Origin of the sequence: Streptomyces vastus (genome assembly GCF_039532825.1) — a bacterium.
Classification (GTDB): Bacteria; Actinomycetota; Actinomycetes; order Streptomycetales; family Streptomycetaceae; genus Streptomyces; species Streptomyces vastus.
The window spans coordinates 17,535-34,454 of sequence record NZ_BAAASJ010000020.1 but is presented as its reverse complement, the minus strand read 5'-3'; the positions used below and the strand labels follow the sequence as shown (position 1 = coordinate 34,454).

The 16,920-nt window shown below is 69.2% G+C and carries 15 protein-coding genes and 1 pseudogene; 10 read left to right on the top strand and 6 right to left on the bottom strand.

Translation table 11 applies throughout. The features are described 5' to 3' along the window. Positions 1–18 precede the first annotated feature (18 nt). Together ABD357_RS08345 and ABD357_RS08340 are read right to left on the bottom strand one after the other, a co-directional pair. Positions 19–312: an MTH1187 family thiamine-binding protein gene (locus tag ABD357_RS08345; protein ID WP_344388673.1), complete on the bottom strand. Its 294-nt coding sequence runs from the start codon at positions 310–312 to the stop codon at positions 19–21. Continuing rightward, positions 309–653 (bottom strand): DUF3817 domain-containing protein, encoded by a 345-nt coding sequence (locus ABD357_RS08340; RefSeq protein ID WP_344388672.1) that lies wholly within the window; start codon positions 651–653, stop codon positions 309–311. Before ABD357_RS08340 ends, ABD357_RS08345 begins: the two co-directional genes overlap by 4 nt. 244 nt (positions 654–897) lie before the next feature. Between ABD357_RS08340 and ABD357_RS08335 the strand changes: the two genes are divergently transcribed. From ABD357_RS08335 to ABD357_RS08320, 4 genes are all read left to right on the top strand, one after another. Beyond that, entirely contained in the window at positions 898–1,530 is a 633-nt protein-coding gene (locus tag ABD357_RS08335) for an AIM24 family protein (protein WP_344388817.1), read from the top strand. Then, positions 1,530–2,180, top strand: a complete 651-nt coding sequence (locus ABD357_RS08330) for an AIM24 family protein (protein ID WP_344388670.1) — start codon at positions 1,530–1,532, stop codon at positions 2,178–2,180. The genes ABD357_RS08335 and ABD357_RS08330 overlap by 1 nt, the downstream gene beginning before the upstream one ends. After that, a complete protein-coding gene (locus ABD357_RS08325) occupies positions 2,177–2,968 on the top strand; it encodes an AIM24 family protein (protein WP_344388669.1) in 792 nt (263 codons plus the stop codon). Before ABD357_RS08330 ends, ABD357_RS08325 begins: the two co-directional genes overlap by 4 nt. Positions 2,969–3,067: 99 nt before the next feature. Next, the gene (locus tag ABD357_RS08320) at positions 3,068–3,550 is read left to right on the top strand and encodes a MarR family winged helix-turn-helix transcriptional regulator (RefSeq protein ID WP_344388668.1); all 483 of its coding nucleotides are present in this window, start codon (positions 3,068–3,070) and stop codon (positions 3,548–3,550) included. A 103-nt stretch (positions 3,551–3,653) separates the two neighbouring features. Here the strand turns inward: ABD357_RS08320 and ABD357_RS08315 are convergent, their stop codons facing one another. Beyond that, positions 3,654–5,117 (bottom strand): sensor histidine kinase, encoded by a 1,464-nt coding sequence (locus tag ABD357_RS08315; protein WP_344388667.1) that lies wholly within the window; start codon positions 5,115–5,117, stop codon positions 3,654–3,656. After that, positions 5,114–5,779: a response regulator transcription factor gene (locus ABD357_RS08310; RefSeq protein ID WP_344388665.1), complete on the bottom strand. Its 666-nt coding sequence runs from the start codon at positions 5,777–5,779 to the stop codon at positions 5,114–5,116. The genes ABD357_RS08315 and ABD357_RS08310 overlap by 4 nt, the downstream gene beginning before the upstream one ends. Before the next feature lie 126 nt (positions 5,780–5,905). On the opposite strand from ABD357_RS08310, the gene ABD357_RS08305 reads away from it, so the two are divergent. Further along, positions 5,906–6,649, top strand: coding sequence for a PepSY domain-containing protein (locus tag ABD357_RS08305; RefSeq protein ID WP_344388663.1), 744 nt, complete (start codon positions 5,906–5,908; stop codon positions 6,647–6,649). 32 nt (positions 6,650–6,681) lie between these two features. Here the strand turns inward: ABD357_RS08305 and ABD357_RS08300 are convergent, their stop codons facing one another. Continuing rightward, complete coding sequence (locus ABD357_RS08300) at positions 6,682–7,908, bottom strand: MFS transporter (RefSeq protein WP_344388662.1); 1,227 nt, start codon at positions 7,906–7,908, stop codon at positions 6,682–6,684. A gap of 279 nt (positions 7,909–8,187) precedes the next feature. Then, a pseudogene (locus ABD357_RS08295) lies at positions 8,188–8,328 on the bottom strand (ArsR/SmtB family transcription factor); the annotation flags it as partial. Between the two features lie 9 nt (positions 8,329–8,337). Here ABD357_RS08295 and ABD357_RS08290 point away from each other — a divergent pair. From ABD357_RS08290 to ABD357_RS08270, 5 genes are all read left to right on the top strand, one after another. Beyond that, positions 8,338–8,655 carry a hypothetical protein gene (locus ABD357_RS08290; protein ID WP_344388824.1) on the top strand — a complete coding sequence of 106 codons (318 nt, stop codon included), beginning with the start codon at positions 8,338–8,340 and terminating at the stop codon, positions 8,653–8,655. Between the two features lie 89 nt (positions 8,656–8,744). Further along, on the top strand, positions 8,745–9,254 hold the full coding sequence (locus ABD357_RS08285) for a MarR family winged helix-turn-helix transcriptional regulator (protein WP_344388660.1): 510 nt from the start codon (positions 8,745–8,747) through the stop codon (positions 9,252–9,254). Between the two features lie 65 nt (positions 9,255–9,319). After that, the gene (locus ABD357_RS08280; protein WP_344388658.1) at positions 9,320–9,658 is read left to right on the top strand and encodes a DUF3817 domain-containing protein; all 339 of its coding nucleotides are present in this window, start codon (positions 9,320–9,322) and stop codon (positions 9,656–9,658) included. A 95-nt stretch (positions 9,659–9,753) separates the two neighbouring features. Further along, positions 9,754–11,454 (top strand): coenzyme B12-dependent isobutyryl-CoA mutase large subunit, encoded by a 1,701-nt coding sequence (gene icmA, locus ABD357_RS08275; protein ID WP_344388656.1) that lies wholly within the window; start codon positions 9,754–9,756, stop codon positions 11,452–11,454. Positions 11,455–12,223: 769 nt separating this feature from the next. Next, positions 12,224–16,918 (top strand): ricin-type beta-trefoil lectin domain protein, encoded by a 4,695-nt coding sequence (locus ABD357_RS08270; protein ID WP_425584774.1) that lies wholly within the window; start codon positions 12,224–12,226, stop codon positions 16,916–16,918. Positions 16,919–16,920: the final 2 nt, after the last annotated feature.

Sequence of the window (16,920 nt, the reverse complement as noted above, 5' to 3'; positions counted from 1 at the left end):
GGGCCGGACAGGAGTCCCTCAGGCGGACAGGTGCCGCTCCACCGTCTCCACCTTCGACGTGAGGCCGTCCGTCACGCCGGGGCGAATGTCCGCCTTGAGGACGAGGGAGACGCGCGGTGCACGTTCCTCGACCACCGCGACGGCGCGCCTGACGACGTCCATCACCTCGTCCCACTCGCCCTCGACGGACGTGAACATCGCGTCGGTGCGGTTCGGCAGCCCCGACTCGCGTACGACCCGCACGGCGTCGGCGACGTACTCCCCGACGTCCTCGCCGACGCCCAGCGGCGTCACGGAGAAGGCGACGATCATGCGTTGACGATCCCTTCCTTGCGGGCGCGCGACGCGATGACCGCGTTCTCGGCCTCGCGCCTGAGCTTGCGCTCGGCGAAGAAGCCGCCGGCCGGGAGGACGGAGAGGACGAAGTACAGGGCCGCCGTCTTCACGGACCACTTCGTGCGGTTCCACGCGTCGGCCCAGAAGAGCACGTACAGGATGAAGAGGACGCCGTGGATCATGCCCATCACGGGCACCGCGTTGAAGTCCGTGGTCCGCTTCAGCACCGAGCAGACGAGCAGCAGCAGGAACGAGATCGCCTCGGGGGCGGAGACCAGACGGAGGCGGCGGAGGGCGGAGGCGGTCTTGATGTCCACGAGTCACCTTCGAGGGCAGATGTGGGGTCAGAGGGGCAGAGCTTTGTGAACGTACGCACAAGCGGCCCCCATTGTGGCATCCGACCCTGACGCCGACCGGCGTGGGGTGCCGAACCGCGTTCAGGTTTTCGACCACGGGATCCGCACACGTCCCCCAGCGGTGCGATCAGGGTGCGCTCAGGGTCGGATCATCCCGGAGGATCTGTCACCGGCCGCGCCCGGCGGCTACCTTCACACCGTGGCAATGTTCCGACTCCAGGGCAGCAAGGTGCTGGCCGTCGACATGACCGGCGACGCCGTGAAGGCGAAGAACGGCTCGATGGTGGCGTACGACGGACAGATGGACTTCAAGAAGCTGAGTGGCGGCGGGGAGGGGGTACGCGGGATGGTGACCCGGCGCCTCACCGGCGAGCAGATGACGCTGATGGAGGTGAAGGGGCACGGGACCTGCTGGTTCGCGGACCGGGCCAGTGAGATCAACCTCGTCGGCCTCCAGGGCGACAAGCTCTTCGTCGAGTCGAGCAATCTGCTCGCGACGGACTCCGGGCTGCGCACGGGCACGTCTTTCACGGGCATGCGCGGCGCTTCGCAGGGCAACGGCCTGTTCACGACGACCATCGAGGGCCACGGCCAGGCCGCGATCATGTCCGACGGGCCTGCGGTGGTGCTGCGGGTGAGCTCGCAGTACCCGCTCACGGTCGACCCGGGGGCGTACATCGCGCACCAGGGCAATCTGCGGCAGTCGTTCCAGTCGGGTGTGACGTTCCGCACGTTCATGGGCGAGGGCGGCGGCGAGGCCTTCCAGATCCGCTTCGAGGGCGACGGGCTCGTGTACGTACAGCCCAGCGAGCGCAACACGATCGGAGGGGAAGTCTGATGCCCTTCCGCGAGGTCAACTCGAAGATGATCGAGGCCACGGTCGCGCCGGGGCAGCGGCTGTTCAGCCAGCGCGGCGCGATGCTCGCCTACAAGGGCGAGGTCTCCTTCACCCCGAACATCCAGGGCGGCCAGGGCGGGGTCATGTCGATGATCGGCCGCCGGGTCGCGAACGAGGCGACGCCGCTGATGACCGTGGAGGGCTCCGGCACGGTCCTGTTCGGGCACGGCGGCCACCACATCGAGGTGATCAACCTCACGGGCGACACCTTGTTCGTGGAGGCGGACCGGCTGCTGGCCTTCGACGGGACGCTGGAGCAGGGCACGATGTTCATGGGCTCGCAGGGCGGGGTCATGGGCATGGTGCGCGGGCAGGTCACCGGGCAGGGGCTGTTCACGACGACCCTGAAGGGGCACGGCGCGGTGGCCGTCATGGCGCACGGCGGGATCATCGAGGTGCCGATCACTCCGCAGCGCCCCGTCCACGTCGACCCGCAGGCGTATGTGGCGCATCACGGCGACGTACGCAACAAGCTGTCGACCGCGCTCGGCTGGCGCGACATGGTCGGCCGCGGCTCGGGCGAGGCGTTCCAACTGGAGCTGAGCGGCAACGGCGCGGTGTTCGTCCAGGCCTCGGAGGAGAAGCTGTGACCGCCTACCCGGGGACGGGCCCCGTGATCCACGACCCGATGACGCTGCCGTCCGACGACAACATCAACAACTACACCTTCTGCGTGGAGCTCAAGGGGAGCGAGTGGTTCCTGCAGAAGGGCAAGATGATCGCCTACTACGGCTCGATGGAGTTCAACGGCATAGGGCACGGCCGCCTCGACCGTCTGGTGCGTACGTCGTTCCATTCGCCGTTGCACGCGAGCGACTGGGTCGTGGCCTCCGGCTCGGGCAAGATGCTGCTCGCCGACCGGGCCTTCGACGTGAATTCGTACGATCTGGACGAGGGCAACCTGACCATTCGCTCAGGCAACCTCCTAGCTTTTCAGCCAACTCTCGCGCTCAAACAGTCGATCGTGCCGGGCTTTCTGACGCTCATCGGGACGGGCAAGTTCGTGGCCGCCTCGAACGGTCCGGTGGTGTTCATGGAGCCGCCGATCCGGGTCGATCCGCAGGCTCTGGTCGGCTGGGCCGACTGCCCCTCGCCGTGCCATCACTACGACCACGGGTACATGACGGGCCTGATGGGCGGTCTACGTGCGCTGACGGGCGTGGGCGGGGCCTCCGGAGAGGAGCACCAGTTCGAGTTCGTGGGCGCCGGCACGGTGTTGTTGCAGTCCAGCGAGACGCTGATGGCCGAGCAGAGCGCGGGGCTGACTCCGAACGAGCCGGGTGTGCCCGGTGGCGGCGGGGCGCCCGGTGGGCAGCCGTCCGGATCACCGCGCCTTCCCGGACAGCTGGGGGACCTCCAGCGTCGCTTCGGGCTGTGAGCGGTAGTCTGCGGAGTGTGACATCGAACGCGTGCGCACCGTCACAACAACAAAAACCCTCAAAAGTTCGCCATTCAACATCTTAGGTAGAATCCATTCATGGAGACCGAGACGGCCACGCCCTGGCTGACCGATGCGGAGCAGTGCGCCTGGCGCACCCACTTGGAGGTCAACAGACTGTTGACGTACCAGCTCGAAAGGGACCTCCAGCCGTTCGGCCTGACAATGAACGACTACGAGATCCTGGTGAACCTCTCGGAGTCGGAGGGCCTGCGGATGCGGATGAGTGATCTCGCGTCCGCCACCCTCCAGTCCAAGAGCCGCCTCTCGCACCAGATCACCCGTATGGAGAACGCGGACCTGGTGCGGCGGGAGAACTGCGAGTCCGACCGCCGTGGGCTGTACGCCGTGCTCACGGACCACGGCATGGCCACGATGAAGAAGGTCGCGCCTCATCATGTGGCGTCTGTGCGGCGGCACTTCATCGACCTCATCCCGGCGGAGGAACTGGAAGCCCTCCACAAGTCCCTGACGCCGATCGCGGGACATCTGCGGGGGCAGCGGGGGCGCTCCGTCGGGTGAGGTGGATTTGAGCTGCGGGTCCGTTGCGGCTGGTCGCGCCCGTGCGGCGGAGCCGCAAATCGATACAGCCCCGCGCCCCTTGAAGGACGGCCTGCGGCCTCCTTCAAGGGGCGCGGGCCGCATCCGCTTCGCCGAGCGGCAGGCGGAGTTCGAACCGGGCTCCGCCTGTCGGTGCCTCGTGGACGGTGAGTGATCCGCCGTGCCGTACGGCGACGTCGCGGGCGATGGCGAGGCCGAGACCGGCTCCGCCGTCGTCACGGGCGCGGGCCTCGTCGAGGCGTACGAAGCGTTCGAAGACCCGCTCGCGTTCGGCGGCGGGCACGCCCTTGCCGTCGTCGGCGACCGCCAGCACTGCCTGCCCGCCCTCGCGCCGCACGGTCACCGTGACCGACGAGCGCGTGTGCCGCTGGGCGTTGTCCAGCAGGTTGCCCAGGACCCGCGCCAACTGTCCGCGGGAACCTGTCACTTGGACGGGCTCTGCGTCGACGGTCACGGCGGTACGGTCACCGCTGCGCTGGGACGCCTCCTCGCAGACGAACGCCGCCAGGTCGAACCGCGCGTCCGTGGGCCGCTCGCCGGCGTCCAGCCGGGCGAGCAGCAACAGGTCGGCGGCCAGCCGTTGCAGTCGTACGGTGTCCTCGACCGCCCCCTCCACATCGAGCAACTCCGGGTGCGCGACGCCCACTTCGAGCTGAGTGCGCAGGGACGCGATGGGGCTGCGCAGCTCGTGCGAGGCGTCCGCGACGAACCTCCGCTGCCGCTCCACGGAGGTCTCCAGCGCGGCGAGCGTCTCATTGGTCGTACGCGCGAGGCGTGCGACCTCGTCGTGCGTGTCCGGTACGGGGACGCGCCGTGAGAGGTCCTCGGAGTGGGTGATGGCATCCATCTCGCCGCGGATGCCCTCGACCGGACGCAGGGCCCGCCGGGTGACGAGATAGGTCACGCCGCTCACCGTCAGCAGCAGTATCGGCAGACCGATCAGCATGGTCGTCAACGCCGTGTCGACGGCGCTCTCTTCGGCGTGCAGCGGGGCTCCCGCGTACACGGTGTACGTGACGTCCTCGGGCGTGGTCGCCTCGACCGCGACGAACCGGTAGTCCTCGGTGTCCCCGTCCACCGTGGCGCTGCCCGACCCCTTCGGGACGCCCTCGGAGATCTCCCCGACCGCGGGATCGTGATCGTCCTCGTCCTGATCGTCGTCCCCGTCCTCGCCCGCACCGGAACCGCCGGTGCCGGAACCGCCTTGTGGACGTACGGCCTCGACTCCCGTACCGGTGACCTGCTCCAGGTCCTCGCTGACCGCGACCAGCCGGCCACCCTTCTCAACGATCTGCACCGGCCGGTCGTCGTCCGCGTCCGGCATCTCCACCTTCGTGTACGGGATGTCGGCGGCGAGCTCCGAGGCGACCTGCCGGGCCGCGCTGTCCGCCTGCGCGTCCGTCTGGTCGATGAGGTTGGAGCGCAGGGACAGAAGTACGGCCGCCCCCGCCGCGACCAGCGCGACGGCGACCACGAGAGTCGCCGCGAGCGTGGCCCTGGCCCGTACGGATCCCAGGACGCGCCTCATCTCGCCTCCAGGCGGTAACCGGCGCCGCGTACGGTCCGGATCAGCGAGGCGCCGAGCTTGCGGCGCAGGGTGCTGATGTACACCTCGACGATGTTGGGGTCGCCCTCGTAGGCGAAGTCCCAGACGTGCTCCAGGATCTCCGCCTTGGAGACGACTTCGCCGGCCCGCACCACGAGCTGCTCGAGGACCGAGAACTCCTTTGCGGTGAGGGCGATTTCTTCCTCCTCGCCTCGGAGAACGCGCCGCGCGGCGGTGTCGACCCTGAACTCACCGATCACGTGCACGGGCGACGCGCCCGTGGATCCCCGCCGACGGAGCAGCGCCTTCACGCGGGCCACCAGGACGACGTACGAGAACGGCTTGGTGAGGTAGTCGTCGGCTCCCGTGTCGAGGCCCTCCGCCTCGTCGTACTCGCCGTCCTTGGCGGTGAGCATGAGGATGGGCACGTCGTGACCGGCGGCGCGCAGGGCGGCACACACCCGGTACCCGTTCATGCCGGGCAGCATGATGTCGAGGATGACGAGGTCGTACGAGCCCTCGCCGGCCTGGTGCAGGCCCTGTCGGCCGTCGTGGACGACGTCCACGGCGAAGCCCTCGGCCGTCAGGCCCTTGGCGAGGGAAAGGGCCAGCCGCTTTTCGTCTTCCACGATCAACAGGCGCATGGGGTCCAGCTTCGCAGGGCGAACCTGAAGTGGTCTTCAGGGTGCTTCAGCTTCGCTTCAGCGTGCTTCCGCCAGATTGGTTCACGTCGAAACACGGCGTAGCAGACCAACTCGGGAGGAAACCCCATGAAGCGCAACATCGTCATCGCCGGCATCGCTGCCGCGGCCCTCGTCGGAGGCGGTACGGCGACGGCGCTCGCGGTCACGAGCGACGACGGGTCGGGGGCGACGCAGCCGTCGAGTGTGCGGCCGGCCGGCGACAGCCGTGACGATGACGCCGACGACAAGGACGACGCCAACGACAAGGACGACGCCCGCGACGACGCCCGTGACAACGGCGGCAGCCAGGCCGACGACAGCCGGACCTCGGACGACGCCGCACAAGGCACGTCCGGCAAGGTCACGGCGGCCGAGGCCATCGGGGCCGCCCTCCGCAACACGCCGGGCACCGCGGTCTCGGCCGGGCTGGACGACGAGGACGACGGCGGCCCGGTGGTCTGGGACGTCGACGTCCTTACCAAGGGCAGCACTTGGCACAGCATCCAGATAGACCCGGCCACCGGCAAGGTCCTCGGCTCGCACGTCGAGCACGAGGACGGCGACGACACCGCGCAGGTCCGGGCGGTGCTGAAGGTTGCGTCCGTTTCGGCCGAGGAGGCCGCGAAGGCCGCCGCCGCGGAGGGCACCGTCACGTCGGTCGACCTGGACGAGGACGGCAAGTCCAAGTCCTGGGAGGCCGAGACACGCGCCTCGGGCGGCGCGGAGCGCGAGTGGAACGTCGACCTGAAGACGGCCCAGGTCACGGCGGACAAGTCCGCCGACCAGGACTCCGCCGACGGTGACCCGAACGACGACGGCTCGGACGGCTGAGTCAGCTGACTCCACTGACTCGGCGTCTGACGTCAGCGGATGATTTCCGCAGCCTCCTCGGTGTGCACCGCCGGGGAGGCCTTGCCGTGCCAGGACGCGAGCGCCGCGACCAGTGCGGCGCCGCCGGACGCGGCGAAGCACAGGGTGAGCGGCAGCCGTCCGACCAGCAGTCCCACCGCGGCGGCACCAGCCGAGGAGCCCGCGTTCACGGCGGTGTTGACCCACGCCCCGGCCTGGGTGCGGAATCCGGGCGGCGCGGCCTCGTCGGCGAGCAGGTAGGACGTGGTCAGCGCCGGTGCGACGAACAGCCCCGCGACGGCCATGGCGGCGGAGAGTGTCAAGAGGCCCGGTGCCCAACCGGCCGCGCCCAGGGGGAGGGCCAGGCCGACCGCCAGCAGCGGAAGCCGAACGCGGGCGGACACACGCCAGTTGACGGTGCCGTTCAGGAGTCCGCCCACCGCACTGCCCGCCGACAGGGCGGCGAGCACCCAGGCGACGGTGTCATCCCCGTGATGCCGCTGCTCGGCGAAGGCCAGCACCAGGAGCTCGACGGCGCCCAGCGCGAGCCCCACTCCTCCGGCGACAACGACGGGTTGCAGCAGCCCCTGCCAACCCCGCAACCGCAGGCGCACACGCGAGGCCCGTACGGCCACGCCCCGCACGGCCGGAGACGTGGCGAAGCCCAGGGTCCCGGCCCCCACCAACGCGGCACTCACGGCGACCCCCGCCGCGGGAGGCGCGAACCCGACCACCAGCCCCACGAGCAGCGGCCCGGTCACGAACGTCAGCTCCTCGGCAACCCCGTCGAGGCTGTACGCGCGCTGCAACAGCCGCCGGTCGGCGATGAGTTCGCCCCATACGGCACGCATGGCGGCTCCGAGCGGCGGCGTACAGGTCCCGGCGGCAACAGCGACCACCGTCAGCAGCACGGGCGGGGCACCCGGCCGCCAGCTCATCGCGGCCAGCACGCCGAGCAGTCCCGCGTACAGCGCGGCCATGGGCAGCAGCGCCCGGCGCGGGCCGTGCCGGTCGACCAGGGCCGCCCGCAGGGGCGTCAGAAACACACTGGCGGCGCCGAAGAGCGCCATCACGGTGCCGGCCACGGCGTACGACCCGGTGGTCCGGCTCACCGCCAGCATCAAGGCCAGTGAGACCATCCCGTACGAGAGCCGGCCGACGACGGCAGCGGTGAAGGTGCGCTTGGCATAGGGCATGCGCAGAACCGCGGCATAGGAAGGCCGCGTTGAAGACGCAGACATGCGAAGAGTTCCTCAAGGAGAGGGCGCCGAGACGGGCGCCCGGGCAAACAGGGACGCCTGATCGCCGCGACGGCGGCGTCGATACGCTGCCGATCGCGGGCCGGGGCGGGCCCTATGCCAAGAGGAGGAACACGCGGTCAAGGTAACAGCGGCGGATTCAGCCTGTCCGGCGTTTTGAGGACGAGGCCGCAACGCCGATACGGCCGCGCGGGCTGTGCCGACGACGCCGCGGCGCTGCCTGCCTTTCCCCTTCCGTGGGCAGCCCTCACGGTGGGTTCATCAGGTGCCACCCGACGCCAGGGCCATGCCCAGCGGAGTGCGCTCGTACAGCACCTGGTGCCCGTACCGCCGCGAGACGAGCAGGCCCGCGGCCCGCAGCGCCGACAGGTGTGCGGACACGGAGGAGGGCGCGAGGCCGAGGACCGGATCGTGCTGCCTCTCGCGGGAGGCACCCTGCTGCCCTTCCTGGTCTTCCCGCTCCACCCGGGCCTCGGCTGGATCCTGCTCGCGCTGCTCCTCGCCGGGGCGGCGGGCGCGTACACCCTCGGTCTCGACCGCTGGTTCGTCGACGCCGTTCCCGAGGAACTGCGCGGGCGGGCCATGACCGTGCACACGGCCGGCCTCATGACGATCCAGGGCCTGGGGATGGCGCTGGCCGGGGCCGCCGCAGAGTTCTGGCCGGTGAGCACGGTGGTGGGCTCGGTCGGAGTTTTCGGGACCGTCTGCTGCGTTCTCCTGGTGCTGTAGGTGCGGCGTACGGGACGTACGACGGGAGTCGGGGACCGATCCGCGAGACGGGGCTGACCACGATATGACCGGCCGGTAGGGTCTTTGCCGTGCCGAAGCCGCTCAGTCTTCCTTTCGATCCCATCGCCCGCGCCGACGAACTCTGGAAGCAGCGCTGGGGGTCCGTGCCGTCCATGGCCGCGATCACCTCGATCATGCGCGCGCACCAGATCCTGCTGGCCGAGGTCGACGCGGTCGTCAAGCCGTACGGGCTGACGTTCGCGCGCTACGAGGCACTCGTGCTGCTCAACTTCTCCAAAGCCGGCGAACTGCCGATGTCCAAGATCGGCGAGCGGCTCATGGTGCACCCGACGTCGGTGACGAACACCGTCGACCGGCTGGTCAGGTCGGGCCTGGTGGACAAGCGGCCCAATCCCAACGACGGGCGTGGCACGCTCGCCTCCATCACCGACAAGGGCCGCGAGGTCGTCGAGGCGGCCACGCGCGACCTGATGGCGATGGACTTCGGGCTCGGGGTGTACGACGCGGAGGAGTGCGCCGAGATCTTCGCGATGCTGCGGCCTCTGCGTATCGCCGCGCACGACTTCGAGGAAGGGTAGGGCCGGGGCGTACGGGTCCGGGGGCGCCCGAAGATCGTACGAAACCGCCGGTTACGCTCGTACGCATGAAAAAGAGCGTGCTGACCCGCTACCGCGTCATGGCCTACGTCACCGGTGTGCTGCTGGTCCTGCTGGTTGTCGGGATGGTCGGCAAGTACGTGCTCGACGTGGACGGCGCCGCGGACTTCACGCGCGTGGTCAGCATCGCGCACGGCTGGCTGTACGTCGTCTACCTGGTGTTCGCCTTCGACATGGGCTCCAAGGCGAAGTGGCCGGTGCCCAAGCTGCTGTGGGTGCTGCTCGCGGGGACGGTGCCGACGGCCGCGTTCTTTGTGGAGCGCAAGGTCACGCACGAGCTGGAGGCCAAGGTCGTGGACGATCCGGCCGCCGTGGCCAAGGCCTGAACATTCACACCGAGACCTGAGCCACCACCGCCATGGAGCAGTCCGTGGCGGTTTGCCGTCGACATTTACTTGGACGTCCTAGTAAATTCGAAGGTATGGACGCTGACGCCATCGAAGAGGGCCGCCGACGCTGGCAGGCCCGGTACGACGCTTCGCGCAAGCGTGAGGCCGACTTCACGACGTTTTCCGGCGATCCCGTGGAGCCGGTGTACGGGCCACGGCCCGGAGACACGTACGAGGGGTTCGAGCGGATCGGCTGGCCGGGGGAGTATCCCTACACGCGGGGGCTCTATGCGACCGGCTACCGAGGGCGGACGTGGACCATCCGGCAGTTCGCCGGCTTCGGGAACGCCGAGCAGACCAACGAGCGCTACAAGTCGATCCTCGGCAACGGCGGAGGCGGCCTGTCCGTGGCCTTCGACATGCCCACGCTCATGGGGCGCGACTCCGACGATCCGCGCTCGCTCGGTGAGGTCGGGCACTGCGGGGTCGCGATCGACTCCGCCGTGGACATGGAGGTCCTGTTCAAGGACATCCCGCTGGGTGACGTCACGACGTCGATGACGATCAGCGGGCCGGCTGTTCCCGTCTTCTGCATGTATCTGGTGGCCGCCGAGCGCCAGGGCGTCGACCCGGCCGTACTGAACGGCACGCTCCAGACGGACATCTTCAAGGAGTACATCGCGCAGAAGGAGTGGCTCTTCCAGCCCGAGCCGCATCTGCGTCTCATCGGCGACCTGATGGAGCACTGCGCGTCGAAGATCCCCGCGTACAAGCCGCTGTCCGTCTCCGGCTACCACATCCGCGAGGCCGGCTCGACGGCCGCGCAGGAGCTGGCGTACACGCTGGCGGACGGCTTCGGTTACGTCGAGCTGGGGCTCAGCCGTGGGTTGGACGTGGATGTATTCGCGCCGGGGCTGTCCTTCTTCTTCGACGCACATGTGGATTTCTTCGAGGAGATCGCCAAGTTCCGGGCGGCGCGGCGGATTTGGGCGCGGTGGATGCGGGATGTGTACGGCGCGACGTCCGAGAAGGCGCAGTGGCTGCGTTTCCACACGCAGACCGCCGGTGTCTCGCTGACGGCGCAGCAGCCGTACAACAACGTGGTGCGTACGGCGGTCGAAGCGCTGGCTGCCGTGCTGGGTGGGACCAACTCGCTGCACACCAACGCGCTCGACGAGACGCTGGCGCTGCCCTCCGAGCAGGCGGCCGAGATCGCGCTGCGTACGCAGCAGGTGCTGATGGAGGAGACCGGGGTCGCCAACGTGGCGGATCCGCTGGGCGGTTCGTGGTTCGTGGAGCAGCTGACCGACCGGATCGAGGCGGACGCCGAGGAGATCTTCGACCAGATCAGGGAGCGGGGGCTCAGGGCCCACCCGGACGGGCAGCACCCCATCGGGCCCATCACCTCCGGGATTCTGCGGGGTATCGAGGACGGCTGGTTCACCGGGGAGATCGCCGAGTCCGCCTTCCAGTACCAGCAGGCTCTGGAGAAGGGGGACAAGCGGGTGGTGGGCGTGAACGTCCACCATGGCTCCGTGACCGGTGACCTGGAGATTCTGCGAGTCAGTCACGAGGTGGAGCGGGAGCAGGTGCGGGTGCTCGCCGATCGCCGGTCGGGCCGGGACGAGGCAGTCGTACGGAGCGCCCTGGACGCGATGCTCACCGCCGCGCGGGACGGCTCGAACATGATCGAGCCGATGCTGGAGGCGGTGCGGGCGGAGGCGACGCTGGGGGAGATCTGCGATGCTCTGCGGGACGAGTGGGGGGTGTATACGGAGCCGGCGGGGTTCTAGCGTCGCGACGCTGTCGTCCGCTGAGGCGGTGAGGGGATGTTGCTCCCCTCACCGCCTTTTCGTGCGCCGACTTGCTGTGTGCCCTACTGCGTGATCCGGGCCGCTTGACTGGATTCGGCCAATCTTCTGTGGGGCGGGGCTCGAAACCCTCCTCGTCTTCACGGGTTGCACACAAGTGATCCGCAGTGTGAACACGTAGATTGCACATGATGGGATGTGAGGGACTGTCAGGGCAATTTCACGCCACGTCGCCCAGGCCCCGAAGTCGCTCTTGCCCTGTCCTGGTTACCCGCGGGTATGGTGATCGCCGCGTCCGGCGGAGCTTGACCTCTTCGCCGCCGCACAGACCAATCAGCTACCGGGGGAACATCGTCTTTGCGGGGGCTCATCGTCATGCCGTCATTCCAGCTGCCCAGGCACGCTCGACCGAGCTTGCACGCTCCGCAGCCTGCCTGACGTCTCCGGTTCGTACGGACTTCTGACCCCTCACGGCGCTTCCACGTCCTCGGACGGGCACCCCCGCCTGCCCTCCTCATGAAGAACGGATGCTCTTTTGCGTTCCAGACCAGGGTTCGCCGTGCCCTCCAGGCGAAGAACCAGACACTTGGCGCGACTTGTTCCGCAGGTGCTCGCGCTCGCAGTGCTGGCCACGGTCGTCGGCCAGCCGGACGGGTCCGGCGACCGTACCGTCAACGCCAGCCCGGTGGCCGACAGTTACGACGGCTTCGACGCCAAGTCCGCCGAGCAGCTGAGGCAGGACCAGTGCCTGATGGCCGACGTGCTGCGCATGGGCGGCCCGACCATGTTCAGCACCGCGCAGGACGCGCTCAACCAGACGCCGGACAAGCTGCACACAGCGGCCAACCGTGAGCGCTGGACCGACACCCCGCTGGCGAAGGCGTTCGATACGGACAAGGCCGCCGCCGACAAGGAGGGGACGGCGCTCAATGCGTACGTCGATAAGTGGAAGAAGCCGCTGGATGGCCTGAGCACCCCGGACGGATTCACCGAGACCGGCTTCCACTGGCCCCCGGGAACCACCGGGACGGGCCCGAGCTTCTTCAGCCAGACCGGGCTGAGCCAGTGGATCTGGGACCGGTTCTGGAAGGACGAGGGCGATTTCTACGAGGACCCGACGCCGAAGGCCGACGACGCCACGGTCAAGGCCGTCAAGGACCTCGGAACCCCGCTTTACGCCAATGATCCCGACCCGTCGCTCCCTGGTTCTCAGCGGCAGCAGGCGTATGCCGAACACCGGGCGTGGGACGGCCTGGTGAACTGGTCACTGGAGCCGACGGGCGCGGACAACGCCCGTATCTTCCTCTCTTCCGGCGGCTTCCCGCGCACCGCGCCCGAGCCGGGCAGTGTCGAACACCGCATCGCCGTCGAGGACCTGAAGTCCCGGTTCGCCTCCTGCGCCTGGCGGGGCCCGGTCGACCCGAACAAGGTCCTCGGCAAGGAGGTCACCGACGCGTCCGCCGAGTGGCAGCGGGAGATCTCCGCGCAGGCCCCCCAGCGCAACCAGATCCTCAACGCCAACGTCGGCGCCACCAAGGCCCTCGCCACCGGCTCCAAGGCGCTGGGCGAGATGCTGGGCCAGTCGTGGGTCGCCGACCGGCTGGCCCGCTGGCAGGACTACTGGTCCGCCGGCGGCCCCGGCTGGATCGGCGACAGCCCGATGGTCATTCACGCGCACGGCGCACCCGACAAGTGCCTCGAAGTGGGCGGAGGCAAGAAGGACAGCGGCACCCCGGTGCAGATCTATACCTGCAACGGCGGCGCGGGGCAGAAGTGGCAGATCAGAGGCAAAGCGCTGGTCAACGTCAACTCCGGGAAGTGCCTGGACATCAAGAGCTCCGGCACCGCGAACGGCACGGCGTTGCAGATCTGGACGTGCAACAACACCGCCGCCCAGAAGTGGCAGTACAACACCCGCGCGACCACGCGCCTGTACAACCCGGGCACCGGCAACTGCCTGGACCTCGCGACGTACGCCAACAGCCGTGACGCGCGGATGTGGGACTGCAAGGGCACCAACCCGCAGAAGTTCGACATCACGCCGTCCGGTCACAACGGCACCGACGACGTGGACTACCCGACGAAGGCGCAGTTCGCCAAGGCAAAGAAGGGCGTCACCGACGCCCAGGCAGCGGCGAAGAAGCAGCTCGACCTGCTCAAGGCCCAGACCACCGCCGCGAAGACGGCCGCCACGAACACGGACACCGCCGCGCAGGCCGCCTACGCGATCGCCGACAAGGCCGGTGCTCCCCGGGGCCGCGGTCTGCTCGTCGGACAGCAGAAGGCCCAGGTGACGAAGGCGTCCGCCGCCGCTCTGGAGGCCATGTCGAAGGCCGGTGACACCGCCTACGCGGCCACCCGCGCCTCCGCCGGGGACAGCGCCACCATCGCCGCCCGCGCCGTGACGCAGGCCGCCGCGTCCAAGGCGGCGTTCCGTACGGCCGCCGCCAACGAGGCCAGGACGCAGGCGAAGGCCGCCGCCGACGCGGCCGCCGTACAGGCGCAGAACGCCAAGACCGCCCGCGACACAGCCAAAACCAAGCTCGCCGAGACGCAGAAGGCCGAGGCGGACGCCAAGGCGGCCGCCGCCGTGGCACACGCCAAGCGGCTGTCGGCGGAGAAGGAGGAGCAGACCGCGAAGGCGGAGAAGGAACTCGCCGCGCAGAAACAGGCCGAGGCCGCCCAGCACAAGAACAACGCAGAGGGCTACGCCAAGACAGCCAACGAGGCAAAGGGCAAGGCGGAGGCCGCCGAGACCACCGCACGCGAGAAGCGCCAGGACGCGGAAGCCGCGCGGGATCGGGCCAAGGGCAAGCGGGACGACGCCTGGGACGCCGAGAGCAAGGCGAACGCGGCGCGTGCCAAGTCCGACGCCAAGGACGCCTACGCTGCGGCCCACGAGTCTGCCGACGACGCGAAGGAATCGCGGGCGGCGGCGGACGAGGCGGACCGGCACGCCGACGACGCGGAGGCGGCCGCCAGGTCCGCCCGCTCCGAGGCGGACGCGGCGACGAAGGCGGCGGCCGACGCGGACGCGGCGGCGACGCGCGCGGAAGCGGCGGCCAAACGGGCTCGTTCCGACGCGAATGACGCCAAGGCGGCCAAGCTGAAGGCCGACGCCGCGGTGCGAACGGCGACGAGCACGGCAGCCGACGCGATCAAAGCCTCCCAGGAAGCCGCCTCGGCGGCCCGTACGGCGGACAAACTCGCCGACGACGCCGAGAAGGATGCAGCCAACGCGAAGAAGCATGCTGACGCATCCAAGGCCGAGGCCGCCAAGGCGGTCGCGGGAGCAGCGGACGCCGCAGGTCACTCGTACATCACCGCCCAAGCGGCCGAGGACGCCGGCAACTCGGCGCGGCAGGTCGCCGCTCCGGCGAACGACGCGATCCAGCTCGGCTCCCCGTACGTCACCACCGACTCCGCGGCCGGACTCGTCGTCCTGACCGGGCAGTCGTCGAAGACGATCGCCGAGCAGCAGAAGGCCGTCGCGGAGGCGCATGCCGCCAACGCCCAGAGGAACGCCTCGCAGGCGCAGAGTCTCGCGAACGCGGCGACCGGTGACGCCAAGGCCGCGTACACGCGGGCGGCTGAGGCTGCCGGCTTCGCGGCCGCCGCCCGTAAGTCGGCGAAGGAGGCGCTCGGTTACGCCGCCGAGGCCGCGAGCTACGCGGCGGAAGCCCAGAAGTCGCTGGCCCGCACCATTGAGCACGGCCGAAAGGCCACGGAGGACGCGGCGGCAGCCGACAGGGCGGCCGGCCGCGCCGAGGGTTACGCCAGGGACGCCCGCGCCTCCGCCGACCAGGCGGCCCTGGACGCCGAGGCCGCCCGCACGGCGGCATCCGAGGCCGAACAGGCGGCGAAGGACGCCCGCGCGGCGGCCACCCGCGCCGCCGAGGAAGCCACGGCGGCCGAGGCGGCGGCGAAGGACGCGCAGAAGTACGCGGAGTCGGCGCAGCAGGCTGCGGAGTCCGCGGAGCGCAAGGCTGCCAACCAGCAGGTCGCCACAGGTGCGGGCACGGGCGTCGGCGGTACGTGGTACGTCGTCGACGAGGGCAGCATCGAGATCACAGACGCCAAGCAGCACAACCCCTGTGTGATCACGGTCGGCTTCGAGGGCTGCACGACCACGTTCACGGTCACCTTCAGCGCGGTGGTCGACTTCTTCCTCTGCACCAACCCCGACGCGACGGCCAGCGCCAGCGGCTGCCCGCGGGCGGACACGCTGCTCATCGAGAGCAAGCGCATCCCAGGTCTGAAGAAGGACGTAACCCGGTACTTCTCCAAGCTGGAACTCATCCAGCAGACCCTCACCTACAAGCTCATCAAGGCGGTTCTGGTCCAGGACTTCGTCGACTGCTGGCACGGCAGCGCCAGCGGCTGCGCCTGGGCGCTGAGCAACTTCATCCCCGGCAAGGCGTTGGGCAAGGTCTTCGACGGGATCCGGGCTCTGGACGCAGCTATGAAGACCGGCGTCGGGGTCCGTGATGCGTTCCATGCCCTCAAGGCCCTCGACCTGGACCCCGGGACCCTCGCCAAGCTCAACGCCATCATCAACGCCCACGAAGATCTGTACACCGCCTGCAAGGTGAACAGCTTCCCTGGTGCCACCAAGGTGCTGATGGCGGACGGCTCACACCGTCCCATCAGCCAGGTGGGCGTGGGGGACCTCGTCAAGGCCACGGATCCGGCTTCCGGCCAGTTGCGGGCCCGGCAGGTCACCGACACCTTCCAGCACGACACCCAGCGGCTGGTGGACATTGCCGTTGCCGACGGGGGGAGGCTGGAGAGCACCGCCGGCCACAAGTTCTACGTGGTGGACCGCGGGTGGACGCTGGTCTCCGACCTGCGCGTCGGCGACCGCCTGCGCACCCCGGAGGGCTCCTTCCGCGAGGTGACCGCCCTAAACGACCGCTCGGGCATGCCTCCGCGCAAGGTCTATGACCTCACGGTCGACGACCTGCACACGTTCTTCGTGCTGGCGGGCGCCACTCCGGTCCTTGTCCACAACTGCAAGGTGGCGTTGGGGTGGCAGAGAGATGGGAAGCTCGACGAGTGGGCCAGGTTGCCCGAGAACAAGTTCCACACCTTCTCCAACGTGTCCCCGAGGGACTTCGCCCAGATCGCGGAAAAGGCCATCGCCGACCCGAACGTGACGCTGCACATCAACATGACGGGATTGAACGAACATGGAGGCTTCATACGGGCTGCCCAGCGCGGCCTCACGGCCGGTGAGGCCGGACGTGCCACGGACTACGAGATGTCCATGATCGCGAGAGCTCTCGCCAACGGTCAACGCCCGTGGGACTCGATCAAGTTCTACTCCCCGTCGGGTCCGGATGGAGCCATGCGACTGGATCCCGCGACAGCTATGCCGGATCTCTCAGTGCTGAAAGGAGACCTTGGCCCCGTGAAAGGTTCGATCATCGGATACTGCCACTGCTGAGG

Coding starts and splice junctions, on each gene's coding strand:
- ABD357_RS08280 (WP_344388658.1), top strand. CDS start 9,320: ATGAAAAAGAGCGTGCTGACCCGCTACCGCGTCATGGCCTACGTCACC.
- ABD357_RS08315 (WP_344388667.1), bottom strand. CDS start 5,117: ATGAGGCGCGTCCTGGGATCCGTACGGGCCAGGGCCACGCTCGCGGCG.
- ABD357_RS08345 (WP_344388673.1), bottom strand. CDS start 312: ATGATCGTCGCCTTCTCCGTGACGCCGCTGGGCGTCGGCGAGGACGTC.
- ABD357_RS08320 (WP_344388668.1), top strand. CDS start 3,068: ATGGAGACCGAGACGGCCACGCCCTGGCTGACCGATGCGGAGCAGTGC.
- icmA (WP_344388656.1), top strand. CDS start 9,754: ATGGACGCTGACGCCATCGAAGAGGGCCGCCGACGCTGGCAGGCCCGG.
- ABD357_RS08330 (WP_344388670.1), top strand. CDS start 1,530: ATGCCCTTCCGCGAGGTCAACTCGAAGATGATCGAGGCCACGGTCGCG.
- ABD357_RS08270 (WP_425584774.1), top strand. CDS start 12,224: ATGGCCGACGTGCTGCGCATGGGCGGCCCGACCATGTTCAGCACCGCG.
- ABD357_RS08300 (WP_344388662.1), bottom strand. CDS start 7,908: ATGTCTGCGTCTTCAACGCGGCCTTCCTATGCCGCGGTTCTGCGCATG.
- ABD357_RS08305 (WP_344388663.1), top strand. CDS start 5,906: ATGAAGCGCAACATCGTCATCGCCGGCATCGCTGCCGCGGCCCTCGTC.
- ABD357_RS08335 (WP_344388817.1), top strand. CDS start 898: ATGTTCCGACTCCAGGGCAGCAAGGTGCTGGCCGTCGACATGACCGGC.
- ABD357_RS08310 (WP_344388665.1), bottom strand. CDS start 5,779: ATGCGCCTGTTGATCGTGGAAGACGAAAAGCGGCTGGCCCTTTCCCTC.